The following is a 20,031-nucleotide window of genomic DNA, read 5'->3' on the forward strand; positions in this document are numbered from 1 at the left end:
GCGTTCAGTACCGGTGCCGGTCCAGCGGGGGCTGCTCCATCAGCGCGGGCAGCTCGCTGCGCCCGATGCCCAGGTCGCGCAGCTCGTGCTCGCTCATGGAGGAAAGGTGCTGCGAGTCGGCGCGCGTGCGGCGGCGATTCACCACGCGGCGGCGCCAGCCGCGCAGGGCATGGATCAGGCGTTGATGAAAGGACGATGGCTGCAGCGCGTTCACGATGTGCTCCTTGGTTGGGTGCACTCATCTTCTTGCGGCGCGTGATATTGTGGAAGTTGAGAATTCTGACTCCATCAATCAGCCTTCCTGATACCAACAGGCACGACGCCATGCGGCAACTCAATCTCGACCAGCTGCGCACCCTCATCGCCATCGTCGACCTCGGCACCTTCTCGGCCGCGGCCAGGGCGCTGCACCTGGCCCAGCCCACCGTGAGCCTGCACATCAGCGAACTCGAATCGCGCCTCGATGCGCCGCTGGTGGTGCGCGGCAACCGCCGCATCACGCCCACGGCAGCCGGCGCGGCGCTGGTCGAACGCGGGCGCAAGCTGCTGCGCGACACCGACGACGCGGTCGAGGCGGTCAAGCGCCAGGCCGAGGGGCGTACGGGCCGCGTGCGGCTGGGCACCTCCACCGGCGTGCTGGTCGACCTGCTGCCGCAAGTGCTCGAGGCGCTGGGCACGGAGCACGCGGGCATCGACGTCGAGGTGAGCATCCGCGGCTCCTACGAGGCCATGGAGCGGCTGGCGGCGGGCACGCTCGACATCGGCCTGGTCGCCATTCCGCAGCCGCCGCTGCGCGGCATCGTCGTCACGCCCTGGTGCGAGCAGCCCATGATGGCCTTCGTGCCGCGCCGCTGGAAGGCGCCGAAGCGCGTCACGCCCGCGTGGCTGGCGGCGCAGCCGCTGATCTTCAACGAGGCGACCACGCACATGTACCGCCTCACGATGGAGTGGTTCGCCGCCGCCGGCTTCGCGCCGCGCGCGCGCATCGAGCTCAACTACGACGCCGCCATGCGCAGCCTGGTGGCGGCCGGCTACGGCGCCGCGCTGCTGCCGCTGCAGCAGTCCACCGACATCGTGCCCGCCAACGACCGCATGCAGATCCTGCCGGTGAGCCCGAAACTCACGCGCCGCGTCGGCATCGCGCACCGCCAGCACGCGCTGCTCGACGGCGCGACGCTGAGCGTGCTCAAGGTGCTGAAGACGTTCAGCCAGGTCTGAGGGGCGGCCTGCAGCTCAGCCCGCGTCGGGCTTGTAGCTGCGCATGCCCAGCGAGAGGATCTCGTTGGCGTTGACGATGGCCGTCGCGATTTCTTCCGTGGTCGTGCGCTTGCTCATCGCCTGGTCGCGGATCAGGTCGTAGGCCTGTCCCTCCGACACGTCGTGCGTCTTCATCAATATCGCCTTGGCCTCGGCGATGCGGCGCTGCCCCAGCAGCTTGGCTTCGACCTTGCGCAGCCGCTTGGCCAGCGAGCGCGCTTCCTTGTGCGCCTCGCGCGCCACCACCAGCGTGGAGAACAACCCGAACGAGCGCACCGGCGAAGGCAGCACCGCCTTGGCGCCGATCTCCAGCACCGCCTCGATGATGGTCGGGTTCTCGTAGGTCACCACCGCGATGATGGCCGGCGCGTCCTCGCTCTTCGTCCATTCGAAGCGCATGTTGATGAAGTCGGGCTGCACCGCCATGAAGGCCACGTCGATGCCTTCGGGCAGCACCTGCACCGGTGGCCAGAAGGCCTGCACCTGGCAACCGATGCGCTGCAGCTGCTGGGTGAGCTGGCGGCCATCGCTGTCGTCGGGGTGGATCACGGCGATCTTCAGCAGCCGCAGCTCTTTCAGCTGCGGCGGGGTCACGCGCAGGGTGTGGCGTTTGGGGGCGGCGCCGTCCACGCTCAGGCCTCCAGTGTGTCGAGCTTGGCGGTCCAGTCACCCAGCGAGTGGGTGACGAGATAGGGGTCCGGGTACACCGCCCGCGTGGCCTGCCGCACGATGGTGAACTGGCCGTGCGCGTCGACCCGACCGATGCGCGGGTACAGGCAGGTGTGGTGGTTGGTCGGGTCGATCTTCACCAGCCCTTGCGGCGCGTCGAATTCGCTGCCCAGGATGTGCGGAAGGATCTCCGCGATGCCGTCGCTGCCCGCCTGCCGGTAGGCGTTGGCGAAGATGTGCATCTGGAAGTACGAAGCCTCCCAGCACAGGTTGGGCACGCAGCCGTCGCCGAAGCGCGCGCGCAGCATCGCCAGGCAGCGCCGGTTGGCGGCCGAGTCGATCGACTGGAAATACGGCGCCGCCGTGAAGTGCCCCGTCGCCACGCCGTGGCCCATCTGCGAGATCTCGGCCTCCGAGGTCGTGAGGCTGGCGATCGGCATGGTCTTCGGGTCGAAGCCGGCCTCGGCGTACGCGCGGTACAGGCTCGCGGTGGAGTCGCCCACCACGGTCGAGAAGATGAAGTCGGGCCGCTTGTCGCGGATGTCGTCCATGATGGCCCGGTAGTCGCGCTCGCCGGCGTCCAGCGCCACGTAGCGCTCGCCGAGCTTCTCGCTGCCGGGGCGCTGCATCACCAGCTCGCCCATGATGCGGTTCGACTCGTAGGGGTAGATGTAGTCCGAGCCGATCAGGTACACGCGCGCGCCGAAGTTCGTGGTCATGAACTCGGCCAGCTGCACGCTGTTCTGGTTGGGCGCGGCGCCGGTGTAGATCACGTTGCCCGAATACTCGAAGCCCTCGTAGAGCGTCGGGTAGAACAGCAGCTTGTTCCACTTCTCGATGACCGGGATCACGGCCTTGCGGCTGCTCGACATGTAGCAGCCGAAGATCACGTTCACGCGGTCCTGCACGATCAGCCGCTCGGCCAGCACGGCGTAGCGCGCGGGGTTGGACTGCGGGTCGTAGCGTACGGCCATGATCTCGCGGCCGTCCACGCCGCCGGCCGCGTTGATCTCCTCGATGCCGAGCAGCGCGCCCTGCAGCTGCGAGAGTCCGATGGTCGATGTGACGCCGGTTTCCGAATAGAGGATGCCGACGCGTATGGGGTCCTTGTCAGCCACGCTGAAGTCTCCTGGGGTGTCGAATCATCATAGTCTTCAGTCAGTGGGCCGAGGCAAGCCGTGCGCTCATGCGAGAGAGCCGGGCGGGCAGGCTGCGTGCGTCGTCAGCGATGCAATAGTTGCGCCAGCCGAAGATGCGCCGCACATAGGCGTCGGCCCCGCCGTCCACCGCGATGCAGGCGGTGCGCACGCCGGCATCGCGCGCCTCGGCGACGGCCTGGCGGGCGTCCTCTATCAGGTAGCGCGGGTCGTGCACGTCGATGTCGGCGGGCGCGCCATCGGTCACCAGCAGCACCGCGCGCTGGCCCGGTGGTTCGGCGCGCATCAGCGCGGCGGCGTGGCGCAGCGCGGCGCCCATGCGAGTCGAATAGCGCCCGCGCAGCGCGCCGATCATGGCGCTCGTCGGTTCGTCAAGCGGTCGTCCGGATTCGAGCAGGCGGTAGTAGTACACCTCGGCGCGCGTGTTCGACGAGAAGCCGTGGATGGCGAGCCGGTCGATGCCTCGTGCGTTCGACGCAGCCAGCATCAGCGCGGCCTGCTTCTCGATGTCGAGCAGCGAAGCCGCATGCGGCCCGGGGTCGTTGGCCGAGGCGGACAGGTCGAGCAGCACCAGCACGCTCGAAGGGCGCGGGCCCTTGCCCGGTCGCATGAACAGGCGCGCATCGGGCCGCAGTCGCAGGCGGCGGTCGACCAGCACCTCGATGGCGGCATTCAGGTCGATGTCGTCGCCTTCCCATTGGCGGCGCAGGCGGTGCGTGCGGTCGAGGTGGCGCGCGCGGGGCAGGGCGAGAGGCGCAATGCGCTCGCTGCCGGGCACGGCCTTTTCGCGCTCGGCCAGGAGCCCCTGCCATGCTGGCAGCTTCTCGATCACCGTGCACCAGTCGGGACGCAGGCGTTCGAGCTTGCGGTCCCATTCGGGATACGTGTAGCGGCCGAGTTCGATGTCGCCCGCGGCATCCGGCGGCGGGGCGCTGCCCTCGTTCTGTGCATCGGAAGGCGGCGATGGCCGCGCACCCGTGTGCTGCAACGCGATGGCCTCGTCGGGTGCGGTCTCCGTCTCGGCGAAGTCCCACAGGTAGCTGTTGTCGTCGCGCCAGGGCGCGGGCACGACGTAGTCCTGGGGCTCGAAGCGCACACGCATCTGGCCCAGGTCGTTGGCGAGGATCGAGGCGATGGCGCGGAAGGCGTCGTAGTCCTCCAGGCCCGCGCTGGCAGCGGTCTCGTCGAACAGGCGGCGCGCCTTGTTCACCCAGTGGTTGTCGTCCTGCGCTTCGGGCATCAGCAGCAGGCGGTCCATGCGGGCGACCAGTGCGGCGAAGCGCAGGTCGAGCGCGTCGGGCACCGGCGGCAGCGATGCGGCGAACCAGCCGTGCAGGCCGGGGAAGTCGCGGCACAGCAGCCGCTCGACGCGCGCATCCTCGATGGCCGAGACGATGGCGATGCCCATGGGCCTGAGCGTGTGTGCCGGGCGTGCGGGTTGCGAGTGGCGCAGGTGCGCGACCGCATGCACGACCATGGCGCGGCGAAGGCGCGGCTCGTTGGCGCTTTCAGGCAACAGCAGCTTGCGGCCCGTGAGCACGGCGCGGGTGCCTGCGCCAGTCAGCGCCTGCACTTCCACGTCGACGCCCGCCAGGCCGCATGCCAGCAGCGCCAGCGCACCGAAGCCGCCGCGCCCGTCGTTCATCCGAACTGCGCCTCGACGAAACCCTGCAGCGCGCTCGCCATATCGGGGTCGTCGGTCAGCGCACGCGTCATCGTCATCTCGCAGCTCTCGCGTGGCGTCACGCCGTCGCGGATCAGCACGCCCGCGTAGATCAGCATGCGCGTCGATACGCCCTCGTCGAGCCCGCGGTGCTTCAGCTCGCGCGAGCAGCGCGCGATGGCCACCAGCTTCGCCGCGAGATCGAGCTCGACCCCGGCCTCGTGCGAGACGATCTCCGCCTCGAGCGTGCTCGCGGGGTAGTCGAACTCCAGCGCCGCGAAGCGCTGGCGCGTCGATGGCTTCATGTCCTTCGCGCTGCTCTGGTAGCCGGGGTTGTACGACACCACCAGCTGGAAGTCGGGGTGCGCGTGCACCAGCTCGCCCTTCTTGTCGAGCGGCAATATGCGACGCGCATCGGTCAGCGGGTGGATCACCACGGTCGTGTCCTGCCGCGCCTCCACCACCTCGTCGAGGTAGCAGATGCCGCCGTGCCGCACCGCCAGCGTCAGCGGTCCGTCGTGCCAGGCGGTGCCGTTGGCGTCGAGCAGGTAACGCCCGACGAGGTCGGACGCCGTCATGTCCTCGTTGCAGGCCAGCGTCACCAGCGGCCGGCCCAGCGACCACGCCATGTGCTCCACGAAGCGCGTCTTGCCGCAGCCGGTCGGGCCCTTGAGGATCAGCGGCATGCGATGGCGGTACGCCTGCCGGTAGAGCGCCACCTCGTTGCCCGCGGGCCGGTAGAAGGGCTCGGACTCGATGCGGTAGGCCGCGAGCGGATCGGGAACCGCCGCGTTCATCGGTGCTTGGCCGTCTCGTTCGGAATGCCCTCGATCGGGCATTCGGGCGTACCCACCGTGCTGCGCGTGAACGACTCCACCATCTCGCGCGTGCCCTCGGGGTCGTTGATCCACTTCGTGTAGAAGTTGTAAGGGCAGGCCGCCACGCCCTTGTCGCCGTCGCCGGAGTTGATGGTGCCGGTGTAGCCGCGGTGCACCAGCTTGAACAGGTGGTTCTGCGACTGGCCGTTCTTGCGCGCGTCGCGGATCAGGCCCATCGAGAGTTCGGCGTAGTTGATGCCCATCTCCTCCTCGCCGCATTCGCCGAGCGTGCGGCCGTCGAAGCCGATGAGCGCGGAGTGTCCGAAGTACGAGTACACGCCGTCGAAGCCCGCCGCGTTGGCCACCGCCACGTAGGTGTTGTTCATGAAGGCCATGGCCTTCGACACCATGATCTGCTGCTCCTTGGCCGGGTACATGTAGCCCTGGCAGCGGATGATGAGCTCGGCGCCGCGCATCGCGCAGTCGCGCCAGATCTCGGGGTAGTTGCCGTCGTCGCAGATGATCAGGCTGATCTTCATGCCCTTGGGGCCTTCGCTCACGTAGGTGCAGTCGCCCGGATACCAGCCCTCGATGGGCACCCACGGCATGATCTTGCGGTACTTCTGGACGATCTCGCCCTTGTTGTTCATGAGGATCAGCGTGTTGTAGGGCGCCTTGTTCGGGTGTTCCTCGTGGCGCTCGCCGGTCAGCGAGAACACGCCCCACACGTTCGCGCGGCGGCAAGCGTCGGCGAAGATGGCCGTCTCCTCGCCGGGCACGGTGGCGGCCGTGTCGTACATCTCCTTGGCGTCGTACATGATCCCGTGCGTGGAGTACTCGGGGAACACCACCAGGTCCATGCCCGGCAGGCCCTTCTTCATGCCGACCAGCATCTCGCCGATCTTGCGGGCGTTGTCCAGCACCTCGGCCTTGGTGTGCAGGCGGGGCATCTTGTAGTTGACGACCGCGACGCCCACGCAATCGTTGCTGCTCGAAATATCACCGTGTCTCATGGGACTGCTCCTGAAAGAGGGGTTGAGGAAAAAGAAGAGGGCTACACGGTCAGGAACGACCTGACCTTGTCCTGGTCGAGCGTCGCGCGCGCTTCGTCGTGCACGAGGCGCCCGCGGTCGATGACGAGAAATCGGTCGGCCAGGTCGAGCGCGAAGCTCAGCACCTGCTCCGACACCACGATGGCGAAGCCGCGCTCGGCGCGCAGCACGTTCAGCGTCTGCGCGATCTCCTTGATGATCGAAGGCTGGATGCCCTCGGTCGGCTCGTCGAGGATCAGCAGCTTCGGCTCGGAGATGAGCGCGCGCGCGATGGCCAGCATCTGCTGCTGGCCGCCCGAGAGGTTGCCGGCCTTGCGCTGCTTCATGTCTTTCAGCACCGGGAAGAAGCGGTAGAGATACTCGGGCACCGTGCGGTGGCCCGACTTCGCGGCGCCCGAGAGGATGTTCTGCTCCACCGTGAGGAACGGGAACACCATGCGCCCCTGCGGCACGAAGGCCAGCCCCTGTGCCACGCGCTGGTAGCTGGGCAGCCTGGTGATGTCGGCGCCGCCCAGGCGGATGCTGCCGCCGCGCGCGGGCAGGAGGCCGATGAGCGACTTCAGCAGCGTGGTCTTGCCCATGCCGTTGCGGCCCATGACGGCGACCGCCTCGCCGGGCGCGACGCGCAGCGACACGTCGCGGATGACATGCGACTCGCCGTAGGCGACATCGAGTTCGGAGACTTCGAGCATTGTTTTTCTCCTTTGCTCAATGGCCGAGGTACACGTCGATCACGCGGGGATCGGCCTGCACCTCGGCGGCCGTGCCTTCGCTGAGCAGCCGGCCCTGGTGCAGCACGGTCACGCGGTGCGCGATGCGCTTGACGAAGTCCATGTCGTGCTCGATCACCACCACCGACTTGCCGGGCGAGATGCGCCGCAGCAGATCGCCGGTCTGCTCGCGCTCGCGCGGGCTCATGCCGGCCACGGGCTCGTCAAGCAGCAGCAGCTCGGGCTCCTGCATCAGCAGCATGCCGATCTCCAGCCACTGCTTCTGGCCGTGGCTGAGCTGGCCCGCGCGTCGGTCGAGCTGGTCGAGCAGGAACACGTCGGCCGCCATCGCGTCGATGCGCTCGCGCAGCGCCGCCGTGCGGCGGAAGGCCAGCGACTGCAGCAGGCCGTGCATGCGCGGCAGCGAGATCTCGAAGTTCTCCAGCACCGTGAGGTCTTCGTAGACCGAAGGCGTCTGGAACTTGCGGCCCACGCCGGCGCGCACGATCTCGTGCTCGTTCAGGCGGGCGAGGTCCTGTCCGTTGAACAGCACCCGGCCCGAACTCGGCTTGGTCTTGCCGCACACCATGTCGAGCAGCGTGGTCTTGCCCGCTCCGTTCGGGCCGATGATCACGCGCAGCTCGTTGCGCTCGACCGCGAGGCTCAGGCCGTCCACCGCCTTGAAGCCGTCGAAGGACACGGTGAGGTCTTCCACGCGCAGGATCTGCTCGCTCGACGGCGGCACCGCCGAAGCCGCCTGCGGCAGGCCGCCGTTGGGCATGGTCATGGTCGCGTTCATGGCGTAGCCTCCGCGCCGCGACGGCGCAAGAGCCTCGCGCCCAGGCCCGCAAGGCCGTCGGGCATGGCCCAGACCACGAGGATGAACACGGCGCCCAGGAAGTACAGCCAGCCTTCGGGAAAGGTCTCCGACAGGTAGGACTTGAGAAAGCCGATCAGCAGCGCCCCGATTACCGCGCCCGGAATCGACAGCCGCCCGCCGACCGCCGCGTAGATCACCATCTCCACCGATGCAACGACGCCGATCACGCCCGGCGCGATCAGCCCCACCTGCAGGCTGTAGAAGGCTCCGCCGATGGACGAAAGCACCGCTGCCACCGCGAACACGAAGGCCTTCATGTGCGCCGTGTTGTAGCCGCTGAAGCGCACGCGGTCTTCGCGGTCGCGGATGGCGATGAGGATCTTGCCGAAGCGGCTGCGCACGATGACGAGCGACACCGCCATCACCAGCGCGATGGCCAGCACCTCGACGAAGTACATCGTGCGCTTGGCGTCATCGCCCGCGATGTCCAGGCCCAGCAGCGTGCGGAAGTCGGTGATGCCGTTGGCGCCGCCGGTATCGCCCTGCTGGCCGATCACCACCACGGTGAGCGTGAGCGCGAGAGACAGCGTGACGATCGCGAAGTAAACGCCGCTCACCCGTCGCTTGAAGATGGCGTACGAGAACACATACGCCAGCACAGCGGGAACGGCGAGGATGCCCACGATGGTCCAGCCCAGCGAGTGAAACGGAATCCACCACGAAGGCAGCTGCTCCACGCTGCTCCACACCATGAAGTCCGGCAGCTCGGGCGCCGAGGCTTCGAGCTTGAGAAACATGGCCATCATGTAGCCGCCCAGGCCGAAGAACATGCCCTGGCCCAGGCTCAGCACGCCGCCGTAGCCCCAGGTCAGCACCACGCCGACCGCGACGAAGGCGAAGGCCAGGTACTTGCTCACGAGGTTCAGGCGAAAGGGATCGAGCGTGGCAGGCAGCACCACGGCCAGCAGCAACAGCACGGCCGCCATGCCGGCGAGATCGCTCCTGCGTTGGGAAGAAAACTTCATGCCCATGCCGTCAGCTCCTCGAGCGCGTGGCGAACAGCCCGTTGGGCCGGAAGTACAGCACCACGATCACCAGCAGCAGGATCGTCGCCTTGGCCATCGAGCCGCTCATCAGGTACTCCAGCCAGGTCTGCGACTGCGCGATGGAGAAGCCCGAGAGGGCCGTGCCCACCAGGCTCTGCACGCCGCCGAACACCACCACGATGAAGGAGTCGACGATGTAGAGCTGCCCCGTGCCCGGGTTGGTCGAGCCGATCATCGTGAACACCGCGCCCGCGATGCCCGCGAGGCCGGAGCCCAGCGCGAAGGTCATGGCGTCGACGCGGTGCGTGTCGATGCCCACCGCGCCGGCAATCGCGCGGTTCTGCGTCACCGCGCGCACCTTGAGCCCCCACGATGTGCGGTACAGCAGCAGGTACACGCCGGTAGCGACCAGCGCGGTGAGCCCCACGATGAAGATGCGGTTCAGCGGCAGCTGGATGCCCGCCGTCGGCTCCCACGCGCCCGCGAGCCAGGAGGCCAGCGGGACGCTCACCTCCTGCGCGCCGAAGATCGAGCGGTAGGCCTGCTGCAGCATCAGGCTCAGGCCCCAGGTGGCGAGCAGGGTGTCGAGCGGGCGGTCGTAGAAGAAGCGGATGAAGCCGCGCTCCAGCACGTAGCCGAACGCGAAGGTCACCGCGAACGCGAACGGAATCGCGGCGAACAGGTACAGGTCCATGAAGCCCGGCGCGAAGTGCTCGAAGAAGCGCGCGGCCAGGTAGGTCATGTAGGCGCCCAGGGCCATCAGCTCGCCGTGCGCCATGTTGATGACGCCCATCAGGCCGAACACGATGGCCAGCCCGATCGCCATCAGCAGCAGGATGGTGAACAGGCTCACGCCGTTGAACACCTGCATCACCGCGATGTCGAAGTTCATCGCGTTCAGACCTTCGGGAAGGGGTTGGGCTCGACGAGCTGGGGCGATTCCCACACGATGTCGAACTGGCCGTCGGGCCGCGCGCGGCCCACGCGCACCTTTTTCCACACATGGTGGTTGGTGGCGTGTATGCGCACCGTGCCTTCGGGCGCCTCGATCTCGACGCCCGCGGCGGCCGCCGTGACCTTGTCGACGTCGAAGGACTTGGCCTTCTCCACCGCCAGCTTCCAGAGGTACACGCTGTTGTAGGCCACTTCCATCGGGTCGCCGATCACGCGGTCCTGCCCATACTTCGCCTTGAAGGCCTTCACGAACTTCTCGTTGGCCGGCGACTTGATGCTCTGGAAGTAGCCCATGCAGGCGTAGTAGCCCGCGGCGTTGTCCTTGCCGATGCCGTCGATCTCGTTTTCCGACACCACGGTGGACAGCAGCACCTGCTTGGCGCCGTCGAGGCCCGCCGCGCGCAGCTGCTTGTAGAAGGCCACGTTGGAGCCGCCCACCACGGTGCTGTAGATGCAGTCGGGCTTTGCGGCCTTGATCTTGTTGATGATCGAGGAGAACTCGGTGTGCCCCAGCGGCGCGTACTCTTCGCCGAGCACCTTGCCGCCGGCCTTGGCGATGGCCGGCTTGGCGATCTTGTTGCAGGTGCGCGGGTAGATGTAGTCCGAGCCCACGAGGAAGAAGCTCTTGCCCTTCTCGCGCGCCATCCACTCGACCGCCGCGATCACCGACTGAGTGGCTTCCTGCGAGGGGTAGAACACGCGCTTGTCCTGCTCCTGGCCTTCGTAGTAGGTCGGATAGAACAGCAGGCCCTTGGCCTGGTTGAGCACTGGCAGCAGCGCCTTGCGCGAGGCCGAGGTGTAGCAGCCGATGATGGCCGCGACCTTGTCGCGCTCAAGCAGCTTGCGGGCCTTCTCGGCGAACACCGGGTTCTCGCTCGCGCCGTCTTCCACCACGGCTTCGATCTTCCTGCCCATCACGCCGCCGGCCGCGTTGATCTCCTCGATGGCGAGCTTCTCGGCGTCGACCAGCGAGGCCTCGGCGATGGCGATGGTGCCCGAGAGCGAATGCAGCAGGCCCAGCTTTACGGGGCCGCTGTCCTGCGCCGAGGCGATGCCGGCCACGCCGCCCGCGGCGCCCAGCACGATCATCGAGCCGCCGGTCTTCACGATCTGGCGGCGGTTGAAAACGTTCGTCATGTCAAATTCCTTTGTGTTTGTGCGAGTCATCAGGAAGATCCGACCTTCGGAACCGCGCGTTGGGTGTCTCCTCCCGCGGCGCGGCCCTGCAAACGAGCGTTCGGCTGCCAGTGCGGTTTTCTCCGGGCAAGGCTCCGCCACCGGATGCGGCGCATCCGTTTCGAAAAAGCACTCTTGCGGCCGAGAAAACAAAAAAGCCCGAACCGGTGGTGAAACCGATTCGGGCTTTGTTGCCCGACGCCTCGCTGGCAGCACTGGCAGCGGGTGTCGTATGACTGGTAACGATTGCTCGTTGGGGCGGATTCTTCTCAACTCACCCCGGCATGAACATACGCTTTTTCGCTAATTGGCGAAAAAGCGATTCATGTGTTATTCGCGCTCAGCGCGGGCGCGCGTAGCCCGACTCGATCCATGCGCTGGCGCTTGCGGCCGTGAGCCTGAAGGCAGGCGACACGTTCACGCTGGCGAGTTCGGAGTCGTCCGCGTCGTCGTACGCCGTGAGCGTGGCCGAGGGGTTGTCCTCGTCGGGCACGATGGCCAGCGCCACGCGCACGCGCCGGTCGTCGCGCGCGGTGACGGTCACGCTCTTGTTGAGCGTGGCGTGCAGCTGCTGCTCGTGGCGGCGGATGACTTCGGCGGCGGTCTTCACCAGCGTGGAGAAGGCGGGGCCGTCCAGCGGCTTGGGGTTCTTCTTGTCGCGGCCCATGGTCCAGGGGCCGATCAGGGCGGGCTCGGGATCGCCGTGGCGGGTCATCTCGACGGCCCAGCCGTCGTCTTCCTGGTTCTTGATGATGCGGGCGGTCCAGCGGTCGTCGCGCCAGAGGCGGTCTTCCTGCAGGGGTAGGGTGTCGGAGTCTGTCGTGTGTTCGGTCATTCGGTCGCTATCGTTCTGGCACGGAGCATTTTCGCCCCGGTCCCGGCCCCGCCGATGTAGCGCGCGAGGCCCTCGGCCAGCGCGTCGAAGGTGGCACGGCAGCGCGGGCTGCCGCGCAGGTCTTCGTGCATCGTGACCCAGGTGTCGAGCTTCAGCGAGAAGCCGCGCGGCACCAGCCGCACCAGCGCGGGGTTGGAGGCGGCCAGCGCCACCTGGCAGATGCCGATGCCGGCGCCGGCGCGGATCAGCGCGAGCTGCGTGAGGTCGCTGTCGGTGCGCAGCGAAAAAGTGTCGCGCGTGAAGCCCTTGAGCGACTTGCCCGCGTCGCGCACGAAGGCCGTGGGCTGGTCGTAGCCGATCAGCGAATGCGCGGCGAGTTCTTCGAGCCTGCGCGGCGTGCCGTGGCGGGCGAGGTAGTCGCGATGCGCATGGAAGCCCAGCTCGATGTTGCCGATGCGGCGCGCCACCAGCTGCTCCTGCCTGGGGCGCACCATGCGCACGGCGATGTCGGCCTCGCGCCGCAGCAGGTCCTGCACGCGGTTGGTCGACACCAGTTCGACCTTCAGCGCCGGGTGCGTCTCGCGCAGCCTCGCGACGATGGGCGGCAGCACCTCCGCGCAGACCACCTCGCTGGCCGACACGCGCACCACGCCGCGCACGCCTTCGCCCTGGCTGCTGGCGGCGCGCTCCAGCGAGGCCGCGGTGCTCTCCATGGCCTCGGCATGCGTGCGCAGCGCCAGCGCCACCTCGGTGGGCAGCAGCCCCGTCTGCGAACGCGTGAAGAGCACCGTGCCCAGTGCGTCCTCGAGCGCCGCCACGTGGCGCCCGGCCGTGGGCTGGGTGATGCCGAGGGCGCGCGCGGCGCCCGAGAGCGAGCCCTCGCGCAGCACGCCGAGGAAGGTGCGGTATAGCTCCCAGCCGATGTTCGAAGTCATACATAAATGTATGGCCGATAGATCATGTTCGGCAATTCCATTCGAACCCGCCCGAACCCAGAATTCGTCCATCGACAACTGTTCTGGAGCATTTCATGGCACGCAACGACACGGTTCTGGTTCTTGGCGCGACGGGCGGCATCGGCGGCGAAGTGGCTCGCCAGTTGCACGATGCGGGCTGGGAGGTGCGCGCACTGAAGCGCGATGCGCAGGAAGGAAAACGCGAAGGCATCACCTGGATGGCCGGCGATGCGATGGACGCGCAGGCCGTGCGGCGGGCGGCCAAGGGCTGCTCGGTCATCGTGCATGCGGTCAATCCGCCGGGCTACCGCAACTGGTCGGAACTGGTGCTGCCGATGCTCGACAACACCATCGCTGCCGCAAAGGCCGAGGGCGCGACCGTCGTGCTGCCCGGCACGGTCTACAACTTCGGTCCCGACGCCTTCCCGCTGCTGGCCGAGGAATCGCCGCAGCGCCCACTTACCCGCAAGGGCGCGATCCGCGTCGAGATGGAAAAGCGCCTCGAGGAAGCCAGCCGCCAGGGCGCGCGGGTGCTGATCGTGCGTGCCGGCGATTTCTTCGGCCCGAAGGCGGGCAACAACTGGTTCTCGCAAGGGCTGGTGAAGGCGGGGCAGCCGGTCAAGGCCGTGAGCTATCCCGGCAGTGCGGGCGTGGGCCACCAGTGGTCGTACCTGCCCGACGTGGCGCGCACCATGGTCGAGCTGCTGGCGCGGCGCGACCGGCTCGAGCCCTTCGCGCGCTTCCACATGGCCGGCCACTGGGACGCCGACGGCACGCGCATGAGCGACGCCATCCGCAAGGCGGTGGCGCGCCGTACCGGCAACAGGGTCGGCGTGTCGGCCTTTCCGTGGTGGCTGCTGACGCTGGCCTCGCCCTTCGTCGTCACCTTCCGCGAAATGCGCGAGATGCGCTACCTGTGGCGCACGCCCGTGGGCATGGACAACGCGAAGCTGGTCGCCTTTCTCGGCCGCGAGCCGCACACGCCGCTCGACGAGGCGGTGGAAGCGGCGCTCGACGGCGTGGGCTGCCTGGCGACGGCGCCGGTGGCGGCCGCAGCCTGAGCGGTGCCGCTCAGAAGACCGACAGCCCCGTGCGCGTCACGAACAGCTCCAGCGCCTTCATGCCCAGCAGCGAATTGCCGGTGGCGTCGAGCGCGGGCGACCAGACGCACAGCGTGAGCTTGTCGGGCACCACCGCCACGATGCCGCCGCCCACGCCGCTCTTGCAGGGCAGGCCGATCGAGAAGGCCACGTCGCCCGCCGCGTCGTAGGTGCCGCAGGTCAGCATCAGCGCGTTGATGCGGCGCGTCTGCCGCTCGCCGGTGATCTCGGGCTCGCCGTCGATCGGATGCGCTCCGTCGCGGCACAGAAAGGCGGCGGCGCGCGCGAGCTGGCGGCAGCTCATGCGCAGTGCGCACTGGTGGAAGTAGGTGTCGAGCACGGTCGAGACGTCGTTGTCGATCTTGCCGAAGCTCTTCATGAAATTGGCCAGCGCGACGTTGCGAAAGCCCGTGTCGGCCTCCGATTGCGCCACTTCGTCGTCGAAGGCGATGGGCTCGCCGCACAGGTTCGACATGAGCGCGAGGATGTCTGCCTTGGCGCTACCGCCGCCGGCCTTCGCCTGGCTCACCAGCCGGTCGGCCACCGCGATGGCGCCGGCATTGATGAACGGGTTGCGCGGCTTGCCCTGTTCGTTCTCCAGCTGCACCAGCGAGTTGAACGGGTTGCCCGAAGGCTCGCGGCCGATGCGCTCCCACAGCGCGTCGCCCATGCGCTGCATGGCGAGCGTGAGCGTGAAGAGCTTCGACACGCTCTGGATGGAGAAGGGCGTCTCGAAGTCGCCCGCGCCGGCTTCCTCGCCGTCGCAGGTGCGCAGCGCGATGCCGAACTGCCGCGCGTCGACGCGCGCGAGCGCCGGGATGTAGCTGGCCACGGTGCCGCCCTGGCCGAGCTGCGGCCGCAGGGTGGCGACGATCTCGTCGAGGACGGGCTGGAATTTGCTGGTCTTGCTGCTCATGCGGTGCGTTGTACCGCAGGCCGCCGGTTCACGAGCACGATGCCCAGCGCCACGCCGATGAGCGCCACGATCAGCTGCGCCGTGAGCGGCTCCTTCAGCAGCGCCACGCCGAACACCAGCGCGAACAGCGGCGTGAGGAAGGTGAAGGACGACATCTGCGTGGCCGGGTAGTGCCGCAGCAGCCACATCCACGCGAGGTAGCTGGCGAAGGCGCCGACCACCGTCTGCAGGCCGATGGAAGTCCAGGCCCACGCGGAATACGAGAAGCCCCAGTGCTCACCGAGCGCCAGCGACAGCACCGGGCACATCGCCGCAGTCACCGCCACCTGATAGAAGAGCGTCTTCTCCGCGCTGGCCGTGGCCAGGCGCGTGGTGCGCAGCGTGAGCGTGGTCAGGCCCCAGAGCATGCCGGCCGCCAGCGCCATGCCGTCGCCGATGAGCTGCGACGAGCTCATGTGGGCGAAGCCCTCGCTGAAGGCCAGCACCACGCCTGAGAACGCGATGAAGAGCCCCAGCCACTGGAAGCCGCGCAGCCGCTCGGCCGGCACCCAGCGCGGCAGCAGCAGCGACACCCAGAAGGGCGCGGTGTAGAGGAACACCGTGAGCCGCGAGGCGCTGGTGTGCTGCAGCCCCAGGTAGATGCCGGCGAATTCGCCCGAGAACAGCAGGCCGGCCAGCAGCCCGGGCCACAGAGTGCCGTCGCGCTCGAACAGCGGCACGCGCCGCCACACGCACCACAGCCACAGCAGCGCGGTAGCGCCGATCATGCGGATCGAGGCCTGCCACATCGGCGGCACCTCGGCCACGGTGGTCTTGATGAGGATCTGCTGCAGGCCCCAGAAGGCGCAGCAGGCGATGAGCAGGCCGATGGCGAGGCTGTCGAGGTGGGTCTTGCGCTGGATCATTCGGGGCAGTCGATGGCGGCGGATGGCCGCTCAATTCATCCGATGATCGTATCGCGCTGGCAAATTCCGCGCGGGCTCACTGGGCAAAGGCGTCCAGCGCGGGCAGCGGCGCCTGCCGCTCGAAGCGCTGGCCGATGGCCTGCAGCGCGGCCTCCAGGAACTGCAGGAACATGCCCATGGCCACCGTGGTCGTCTGGCCCGAGCGCTGGTAGAGGCAGCTGAAAGAGCGGGCACCGGCGTCGGCCAGTCCGGTCCACACCAGCGTGCCGCGCTCCACGTCCTCGGCCACGTTCTCGGGAATGAGGAAGCCGATGCCGGTGCCGCCGGCCACCAGCCGCCGTACCATCGCGACAGAGCTGGTCTCAACCAGCGGGCGCACCTTGCGGTGCTCGCGGTGGTCGATCTGGTCGACCATGGCGCGCAGCTCGGTGTCGGGCGTCATGAGGATCAGCGGGTGGTCCAGGCAGTCGCGCAGCCGCGGCAGCTTGCCGAGCGCCGCCAGTGGATGGCCCGGCGGCGTGACCAGCCCCAGGTGCTGCGGGAACGCGCGGATCTCCTCCACGCCGGGCGGCGGCTTGCGGCGCAGGCAGAAGCCGATGTCCGATTCGCCGTTGGCCACCCACTTCAGGATGTTCTCGCCACTGCCCGAGCGCACGCCGTAGGTCACGCCGGGGTAGTTCCTCATGGCCGTCTCGATGACCTCGGGCACCAGCTGCTCGGCCGACGAATGCGGCACCGCCACGTTGATGTGCCCCCGCCGCAGCGAGCGCAGGTCTTCCACCTGGGCCAGCGCGTTGTCGAAGTCGCGCTGCCCGCGCCGCACGGCCGCCACCATGATCTCGCCCGCGGTGGTCAGCTGCATGCCGCGCGGCAGCCGGTCGAACAGCGGCGTGCCCACCTGCTCCTCGAGGTTGAGCACCTGCTGGTGCACGGCGGCGGCCGTGAGGTGCAGCGCCTCGGCCGCCTTGCGCACCGAGCCGCGGCGGGCCACTTCGTCGAAACAGCGGAAGGTCTGGGAGATGGCGCGCATGGTGGCGGGAGTGTATGGATTTTCTATACGCGCCGTACGAAACAAACAGATTTTCCTGACGGGCGATGCGGCCTAGATTCGCACCTTCCTTCCATCTCCCGAGGTTCGTTTCCGTGACCACCACCACCGTCGACCAGATCACCCAGCGCCGCCGCGGCACCGGCCTGATCGCCCACGACCCGGCGCTGAGCGCCGGCGGCTACACCCTGATCGCGCCGCAGACCGACGACGGCAACGTCTACCTCATCGACATCGAGGGTCGCGTCGCGCACCAGTGGAAGATGCCGGTGCGCCCGGGCCGCGCGGCCGTGATCCTGCCGAACGGCAACCTGGGCTACAACGGCAACCACGCCGATTCGCCCGAGATCTACCCGGCCTGGTCGCTGTGGCACGGCGGCGATTTCTACGAGGCCACGCCCGAGGGCGAGATCGTCTGGCGCTACCAGGACCCGACGCACCACCACGACGCCCGCTGGCTGGCCAACGGCCACCTGCTGTACGCCGGCTGTGCGCCGGTGCCGGCCGGCTTCGCCGAACGCGTGCCCGGCGGCACCGCCCACGGCCCCGACGAGGCGATGTACGGCGACGTGATCCGCGAGGTCGACCGCGACGGCAGGCTCGTGTGGGAGTGGAAGGCCTGGGAGCACCTGGCGCCGGAAGACTTCCCGATCCACCCCGGTTTCGGCCGCACCCACTGGCCGCTGGTGAACGGGCTCGACGTGACGGCCGACGGGCTGGTGCTCATGAGCCTGCGCACCACCTCGGGCATCGTCGGCATCGACAAGGCCACGGGCGGCGTGAATCTGCACATTCCGCCGTCGGTGCTGTCGCACCAGCACGCGCCGGTTGCGCTGGAGAACGGCAACGTTCTTGCTTTCGACAACGGCAACTTCCGCACCGGCAAGCATGTGGCGTTCTCGCGCGTTCTCGAAATCGACCCGGCCTCCAACGAGGTCGTGTGGCAGTACGCGGACGAGCTGGTCAACGCGTTCTACACCGCCTACATGGGCAGCGCGCAGCGCCTGCCCAACGGCAACACGCACGTCACCGAGTCGGCCACGGGGCGCCTGTTCGAGGTCACGCCGGCCGGCGAGGTGGTGTGGGAGTACGTGATTCCGTGGTTCGCCGAGTACCCCGACGAGGCCGCGCGCAAGTACGTGCCCGGCCGCCAGAACAGCGTGTTCCAGACCTTCCGCTACAGCGCGGCGCAACTTCCCTGGCTCAAGGTTTCCGCATCATGATTTCTTCCGCTCTTCGCCGTCTGGCACTTCCGCTGGCCATGGCGCTGCCGTTCATGGCGCAGGCCGCCGATGCGCCCAGGCCCGTGCGCATCCTCGCCAACTGGTTCGCCCAGCCCGACCAGGCCGGCTACTGGCAGGCCCAGCAGGACAAGCTCGGCAAGGAAGCCGGCATCGAGATCAGCGTGCTGCAGGGCGGCCCGAAGATCCAGACCATTCCGCAGGTGGCCTCGGGCCAGGCCGAGTTCGGCATCGGCAATGCCGACGACGTGCTGCTCGCCCGCCTGCGCGGCGCGCCGGTGCGCGCGGTGTTCGCGCACCTCGACTACGTGCCTTACACGCTGGTCTATCACGCCGATCCGGCCGTGAAGTCCATCGCCGACCTGCAGGGCCGCACCTTCGCGGTGAACCTCGGCAACGCCTACTGGGAGTGGACGAAGAAACAGTACAAGCTCGCCGGCACGCGCGAGATCCCGGTGAGCGGCGACCTCAGCCTTTTCCGCAACGACCCGAAGCTGGTGCAGCAGGGCTACTCGCTCTTCCTGCCAGCGCGCATGGCCGCGGCCGGCGTGCAGGTGCAGCAGATCACGCTGGCCTCGCTGGGCTACAAGCCCTACAACGTGCTCTTCACCACCGACGACATGATCCGCAGGAACCCCGCGCTGGTGAAGGCCACCATCGCGGCGGTGCAGAAGGGCTGGGCCAGCTACGTGCGCGACCCCTCGGGGCTCAAGCCGCTGATCACCGGCATGAACAAGCAGATGACGCCCGAGATCTACGACGCGGCCAACAAGGAAATGATCGAGACGCTGATCTCGCACGACCTCGGCCGCATCGGCTGCATGACGGATGCGCGCTGGAACGAGCTGGCGGGCCAGCTGCGCACCGTCGGCTTCCTGCCGGCGGGCTTCGACGCGAAGCAGGGCTACGACCGCACGCTGGTGCCGGGCTGCAATCCATGAGCGGCGCGGCCGTCGGGCTGGAAGGCGTGTCGAAGCGCTTCGGCACCCGCAAGGACGAGGGGTTGCAGGCATTGGGCGCGGTCGACTTCGCGCTGCGCCCGGGCGAGTTCGTCTCCATCGTCGGACCCTCGGGCTGCGGCAAGTCGACATTGCTGCGCATCATGGCGGGGCTCATCGCGCCGAGCACCGGGCGCTGCACGCGGCCCGAGGGCATCGAGACCGCCTTCGTGTTCCAAGAGGCCGCGCTGCTGCCATGGCGCACCGTGGAGCGCAACGCGCAGCTGCTGATGGAGCTCGAAGGGCATTCACCCGACAGCTACCGCCCGCGCGCGGCAGAGGCGCTGAAGCTGGTGGGGCTCGCGGGCTTCGAGAAGTCGTATCCGCACCAGCTCTCGGGCGGCATGCGCATGCGGCTGTCGCTGGCGCGCGCGCTGGCCCTGCGCCCCGGCCTGCTGCTGCTCGACGAGCCGCTGGCGGCGGTCGACGAACTCACGCGCGACGTGCTGCAGGAAGAGCTCTCGTCGTTGTGGCGGCAGGCCGGCTTCACCGGCGTGCTGGTGACGCACAACGTGCACGAGGCGGTGTACCTGTCGAACCGGGTGGTGGTGATGTCGCCGCGGCCGGGGCGCATCCTGGACGTGATCGACGTGCCTTTCGAATTCCCGCGCGCGCCCGAACTGCGCGCCAGCGCGGACTTTGCCGCGCTCACGGGGCAGGTGACGTCGGTGCTGCGCGCGCAGCATCACGCGCAGGCAGTGGCTTGAGGG

21 protein-coding genes are annotated in these 20,031 nt (G+C 68.3%); 5 read left to right on the plus strand and 16 right to left on the minus strand.

Features of this window, described 5'->3' with window-relative positions:
* Window positions 1-4 precede the first annotated feature (4 nt).
* Window positions 5-214, minus strand: a complete 210-nt coding sequence (locus EJO71_RS30905; protein WP_125952517.1) for a DUF1127 domain-containing protein — start codon at window positions 212-214, stop codon at window positions 5-7.
* Window positions 215-324: 110 nt separating this feature from the next.
* On the opposite strand from EJO71_RS30905, the gene EJO71_RS30910 reads away from it, so the two are divergent.
* On the plus strand, window positions 325-1,218 hold the full coding sequence (locus tag EJO71_RS30910) for a LysR family transcriptional regulator (RefSeq protein WP_125952473.1): 894 nt from the start codon (window positions 325-327) through the stop codon (window positions 1,216-1,218).
* 15 nt (window positions 1,219-1,233) lie between these two features.
* On the opposite strand, the gene EJO71_RS30915 is transcribed toward EJO71_RS30910, so the two are convergent.
* The 12 genes from EJO71_RS30915 to EJO71_RS30970 all read right to left on the minus strand — a co-directional run bounded on the left by EJO71_RS30915 (window position 1,234) and on the right by EJO71_RS30970 (window position 13,092).
* Complete coding sequence (locus tag EJO71_RS30915) at window positions 1,234-1,887, minus strand: ANTAR domain-containing protein (RefSeq protein ID WP_240651572.1); 654 nt, start codon at window positions 1,885-1,887, stop codon at window positions 1,234-1,236.
* Between the two features lie 2 nt (window positions 1,888-1,889).
* Complete coding sequence (locus EJO71_RS30920; protein ID WP_125952475.1) at window positions 1,890-3,044, minus strand: transporter substrate-binding domain-containing protein; 1,155 nt, start codon at window positions 3,042-3,044, stop codon at window positions 1,890-1,892.
* A gap of 40 nt (window positions 3,045-3,084) precedes the next feature.
* Complete coding sequence (locus EJO71_RS30925) at window positions 3,085-4,728, minus strand: VWA domain-containing protein (RefSeq protein WP_125952476.1); 1,644 nt, start codon at window positions 4,726-4,728, stop codon at window positions 3,085-3,087.
* Window positions 4,725-5,543, minus strand: a complete 819-nt coding sequence (locus EJO71_RS30930) for a CbbQ/NirQ/NorQ/GpvN family protein (RefSeq protein ID WP_125952477.1) — start codon at window positions 5,541-5,543, stop codon at window positions 4,725-4,727. The genes EJO71_RS30925 and EJO71_RS30930 overlap by 4 nt, the downstream gene beginning before the upstream one ends.
* Window positions 5,540-6,577: an aliphatic amidase gene (locus tag EJO71_RS30935; protein ID WP_125952478.1), complete on the minus strand. Its 1,038-nt coding sequence runs from the start codon at window positions 6,575-6,577 to the stop codon at window positions 5,540-5,542. Before EJO71_RS30935 ends, EJO71_RS30930 begins: the two co-directional genes overlap by 4 nt.
* Window positions 6,578-6,618: 41 nt before the next feature.
* Window positions 6,619-7,308, minus strand: coding sequence for an urea ABC transporter ATP-binding subunit UrtE (gene urtE / locus EJO71_RS30940; RefSeq protein ID WP_125952479.1), 690 nt, complete (start codon window positions 7,306-7,308; stop codon window positions 6,619-6,621).
* A 16-nt stretch (window positions 7,309-7,324) separates the two neighbouring features.
* Window positions 7,325-8,107: an urea ABC transporter ATP-binding protein UrtD gene (gene urtD / locus EJO71_RS30945; RefSeq protein WP_125952518.1), complete on the minus strand. Its 783-nt coding sequence runs from the start codon at window positions 8,105-8,107 to the stop codon at window positions 7,325-7,327.
* Window positions 8,108-8,121: 14 nt separating this feature from the next.
* Window positions 8,122-9,171, minus strand: a complete 1,050-nt coding sequence (urtC, locus tag EJO71_RS30950; RefSeq protein WP_125952480.1) for an urea ABC transporter permease subunit UrtC — start codon at window positions 9,169-9,171, stop codon at window positions 8,122-8,124.
* 10 nt (window positions 9,172-9,181) lie between these two features.
* On the minus strand, window positions 9,182-10,084 hold the full coding sequence (gene urtB, locus EJO71_RS30955; protein WP_125952481.1) for an urea ABC transporter permease subunit UrtB: 903 nt from the start codon (window positions 10,082-10,084) through the stop codon (window positions 9,182-9,184).
* Between the two features lie 5 nt (window positions 10,085-10,089).
* On the minus strand, window positions 10,090-11,283 hold the full coding sequence (urtA, locus tag EJO71_RS30960) for an urea ABC transporter substrate-binding protein (RefSeq protein ID WP_093300517.1): 1,194 nt from the start codon (window positions 11,281-11,283) through the stop codon (window positions 10,090-10,092).
* Between the two features lie 379 nt (window positions 11,284-11,662).
* Window positions 11,663-12,157 (minus strand): hypothetical protein, encoded by a 495-nt coding sequence (locus EJO71_RS30965; protein WP_125952482.1) that lies wholly within the window; start codon window positions 12,155-12,157, stop codon window positions 11,663-11,665.
* On the minus strand, window positions 12,154-13,092 hold the full coding sequence (locus tag EJO71_RS30970; RefSeq protein ID WP_125952483.1) for a LysR family transcriptional regulator: 939 nt from the start codon (window positions 13,090-13,092) through the stop codon (window positions 12,154-12,156). Before EJO71_RS30970 ends, EJO71_RS30965 begins: the two co-directional genes overlap by 4 nt.
* 95 nt (window positions 13,093-13,187) lie before the next feature.
* Here EJO71_RS30970 and EJO71_RS30975 point away from each other — a divergent pair, with 95 nt between their 5' ends.
* Window positions 13,188-14,174, plus strand: coding sequence for an SDR family oxidoreductase (locus EJO71_RS30975; protein WP_125952484.1), 987 nt, complete (start codon window positions 13,188-13,190; stop codon window positions 14,172-14,174).
* Between the two features lie 10 nt (window positions 14,175-14,184).
* Here EJO71_RS30975 and EJO71_RS30980 read toward each other — a convergent pair whose 3' ends face one another.
* The 3 genes from EJO71_RS30980 to EJO71_RS30990 form a co-directional block, all read right to left on the minus strand.
* On the minus strand, window positions 14,185-15,129 hold the full coding sequence (locus EJO71_RS30980) for a glutaminase (protein ID WP_125952485.1): 945 nt from the start codon (window positions 15,127-15,129) through the stop codon (window positions 14,185-14,187).
* Window positions 15,126-16,034 carry a DMT family transporter gene (locus EJO71_RS30985; RefSeq protein ID WP_125952486.1) on the minus strand — a complete coding sequence of 303 codons (909 nt, stop codon included), beginning with the start codon at window positions 16,032-16,034 and terminating at the stop codon, window positions 15,126-15,128. Before EJO71_RS30985 ends, EJO71_RS30980 begins: the two co-directional genes overlap by 4 nt.
* Before the next feature lie 76 nt (window positions 16,035-16,110).
* The gene (locus EJO71_RS30990) at window positions 16,111-17,064 is read right to left on the minus strand and encodes a LysR family transcriptional regulator (RefSeq protein ID WP_125952487.1); all 954 of its coding nucleotides are present in this window, start codon (window positions 17,062-17,064) and stop codon (window positions 16,111-16,113) included.
* Between the two features lie 113 nt (window positions 17,065-17,177).
* Here EJO71_RS30990 and EJO71_RS30995 point away from each other — a divergent pair, with 113 nt between their 5' ends.
* From EJO71_RS30995 to EJO71_RS31005, 3 genes are read left to right on the plus strand one after another with little or no spacing between them, the layout of a single operon-like run.
* Window positions 17,178-18,305: an aryl-sulfate sulfotransferase gene (locus EJO71_RS30995; protein WP_240651574.1), complete on the plus strand. Its 1,128-nt coding sequence runs from the start codon at window positions 17,178-17,180 to the stop codon at window positions 18,303-18,305.
* Window positions 18,302-19,264 (plus strand): ABC transporter substrate-binding protein, encoded by a 963-nt coding sequence (locus tag EJO71_RS31000; protein ID WP_125952489.1) that lies wholly within the window; start codon window positions 18,302-18,304, stop codon window positions 19,262-19,264. Before EJO71_RS30995 ends, EJO71_RS31000 begins: the two co-directional genes overlap by 4 nt.
* Window positions 19,261-20,028 (plus strand): ABC transporter ATP-binding protein, encoded by a 768-nt coding sequence (locus EJO71_RS31005; protein ID WP_125952490.1) that lies wholly within the window; start codon window positions 19,261-19,263, stop codon window positions 20,026-20,028. The genes EJO71_RS31000 and EJO71_RS31005 overlap by 4 nt, the downstream gene beginning before the upstream one ends.
* Window positions 20,029-20,031 lie beyond the last annotated feature (3 nt).

The sequence above is a fragment of the Variovorax sp. 679 genome (genome assembly GCF_003952185.1).
GTDB lineage: Bacteria > Pseudomonadota > Gammaproteobacteria > Burkholderiales > Burkholderiaceae_C > Variovorax.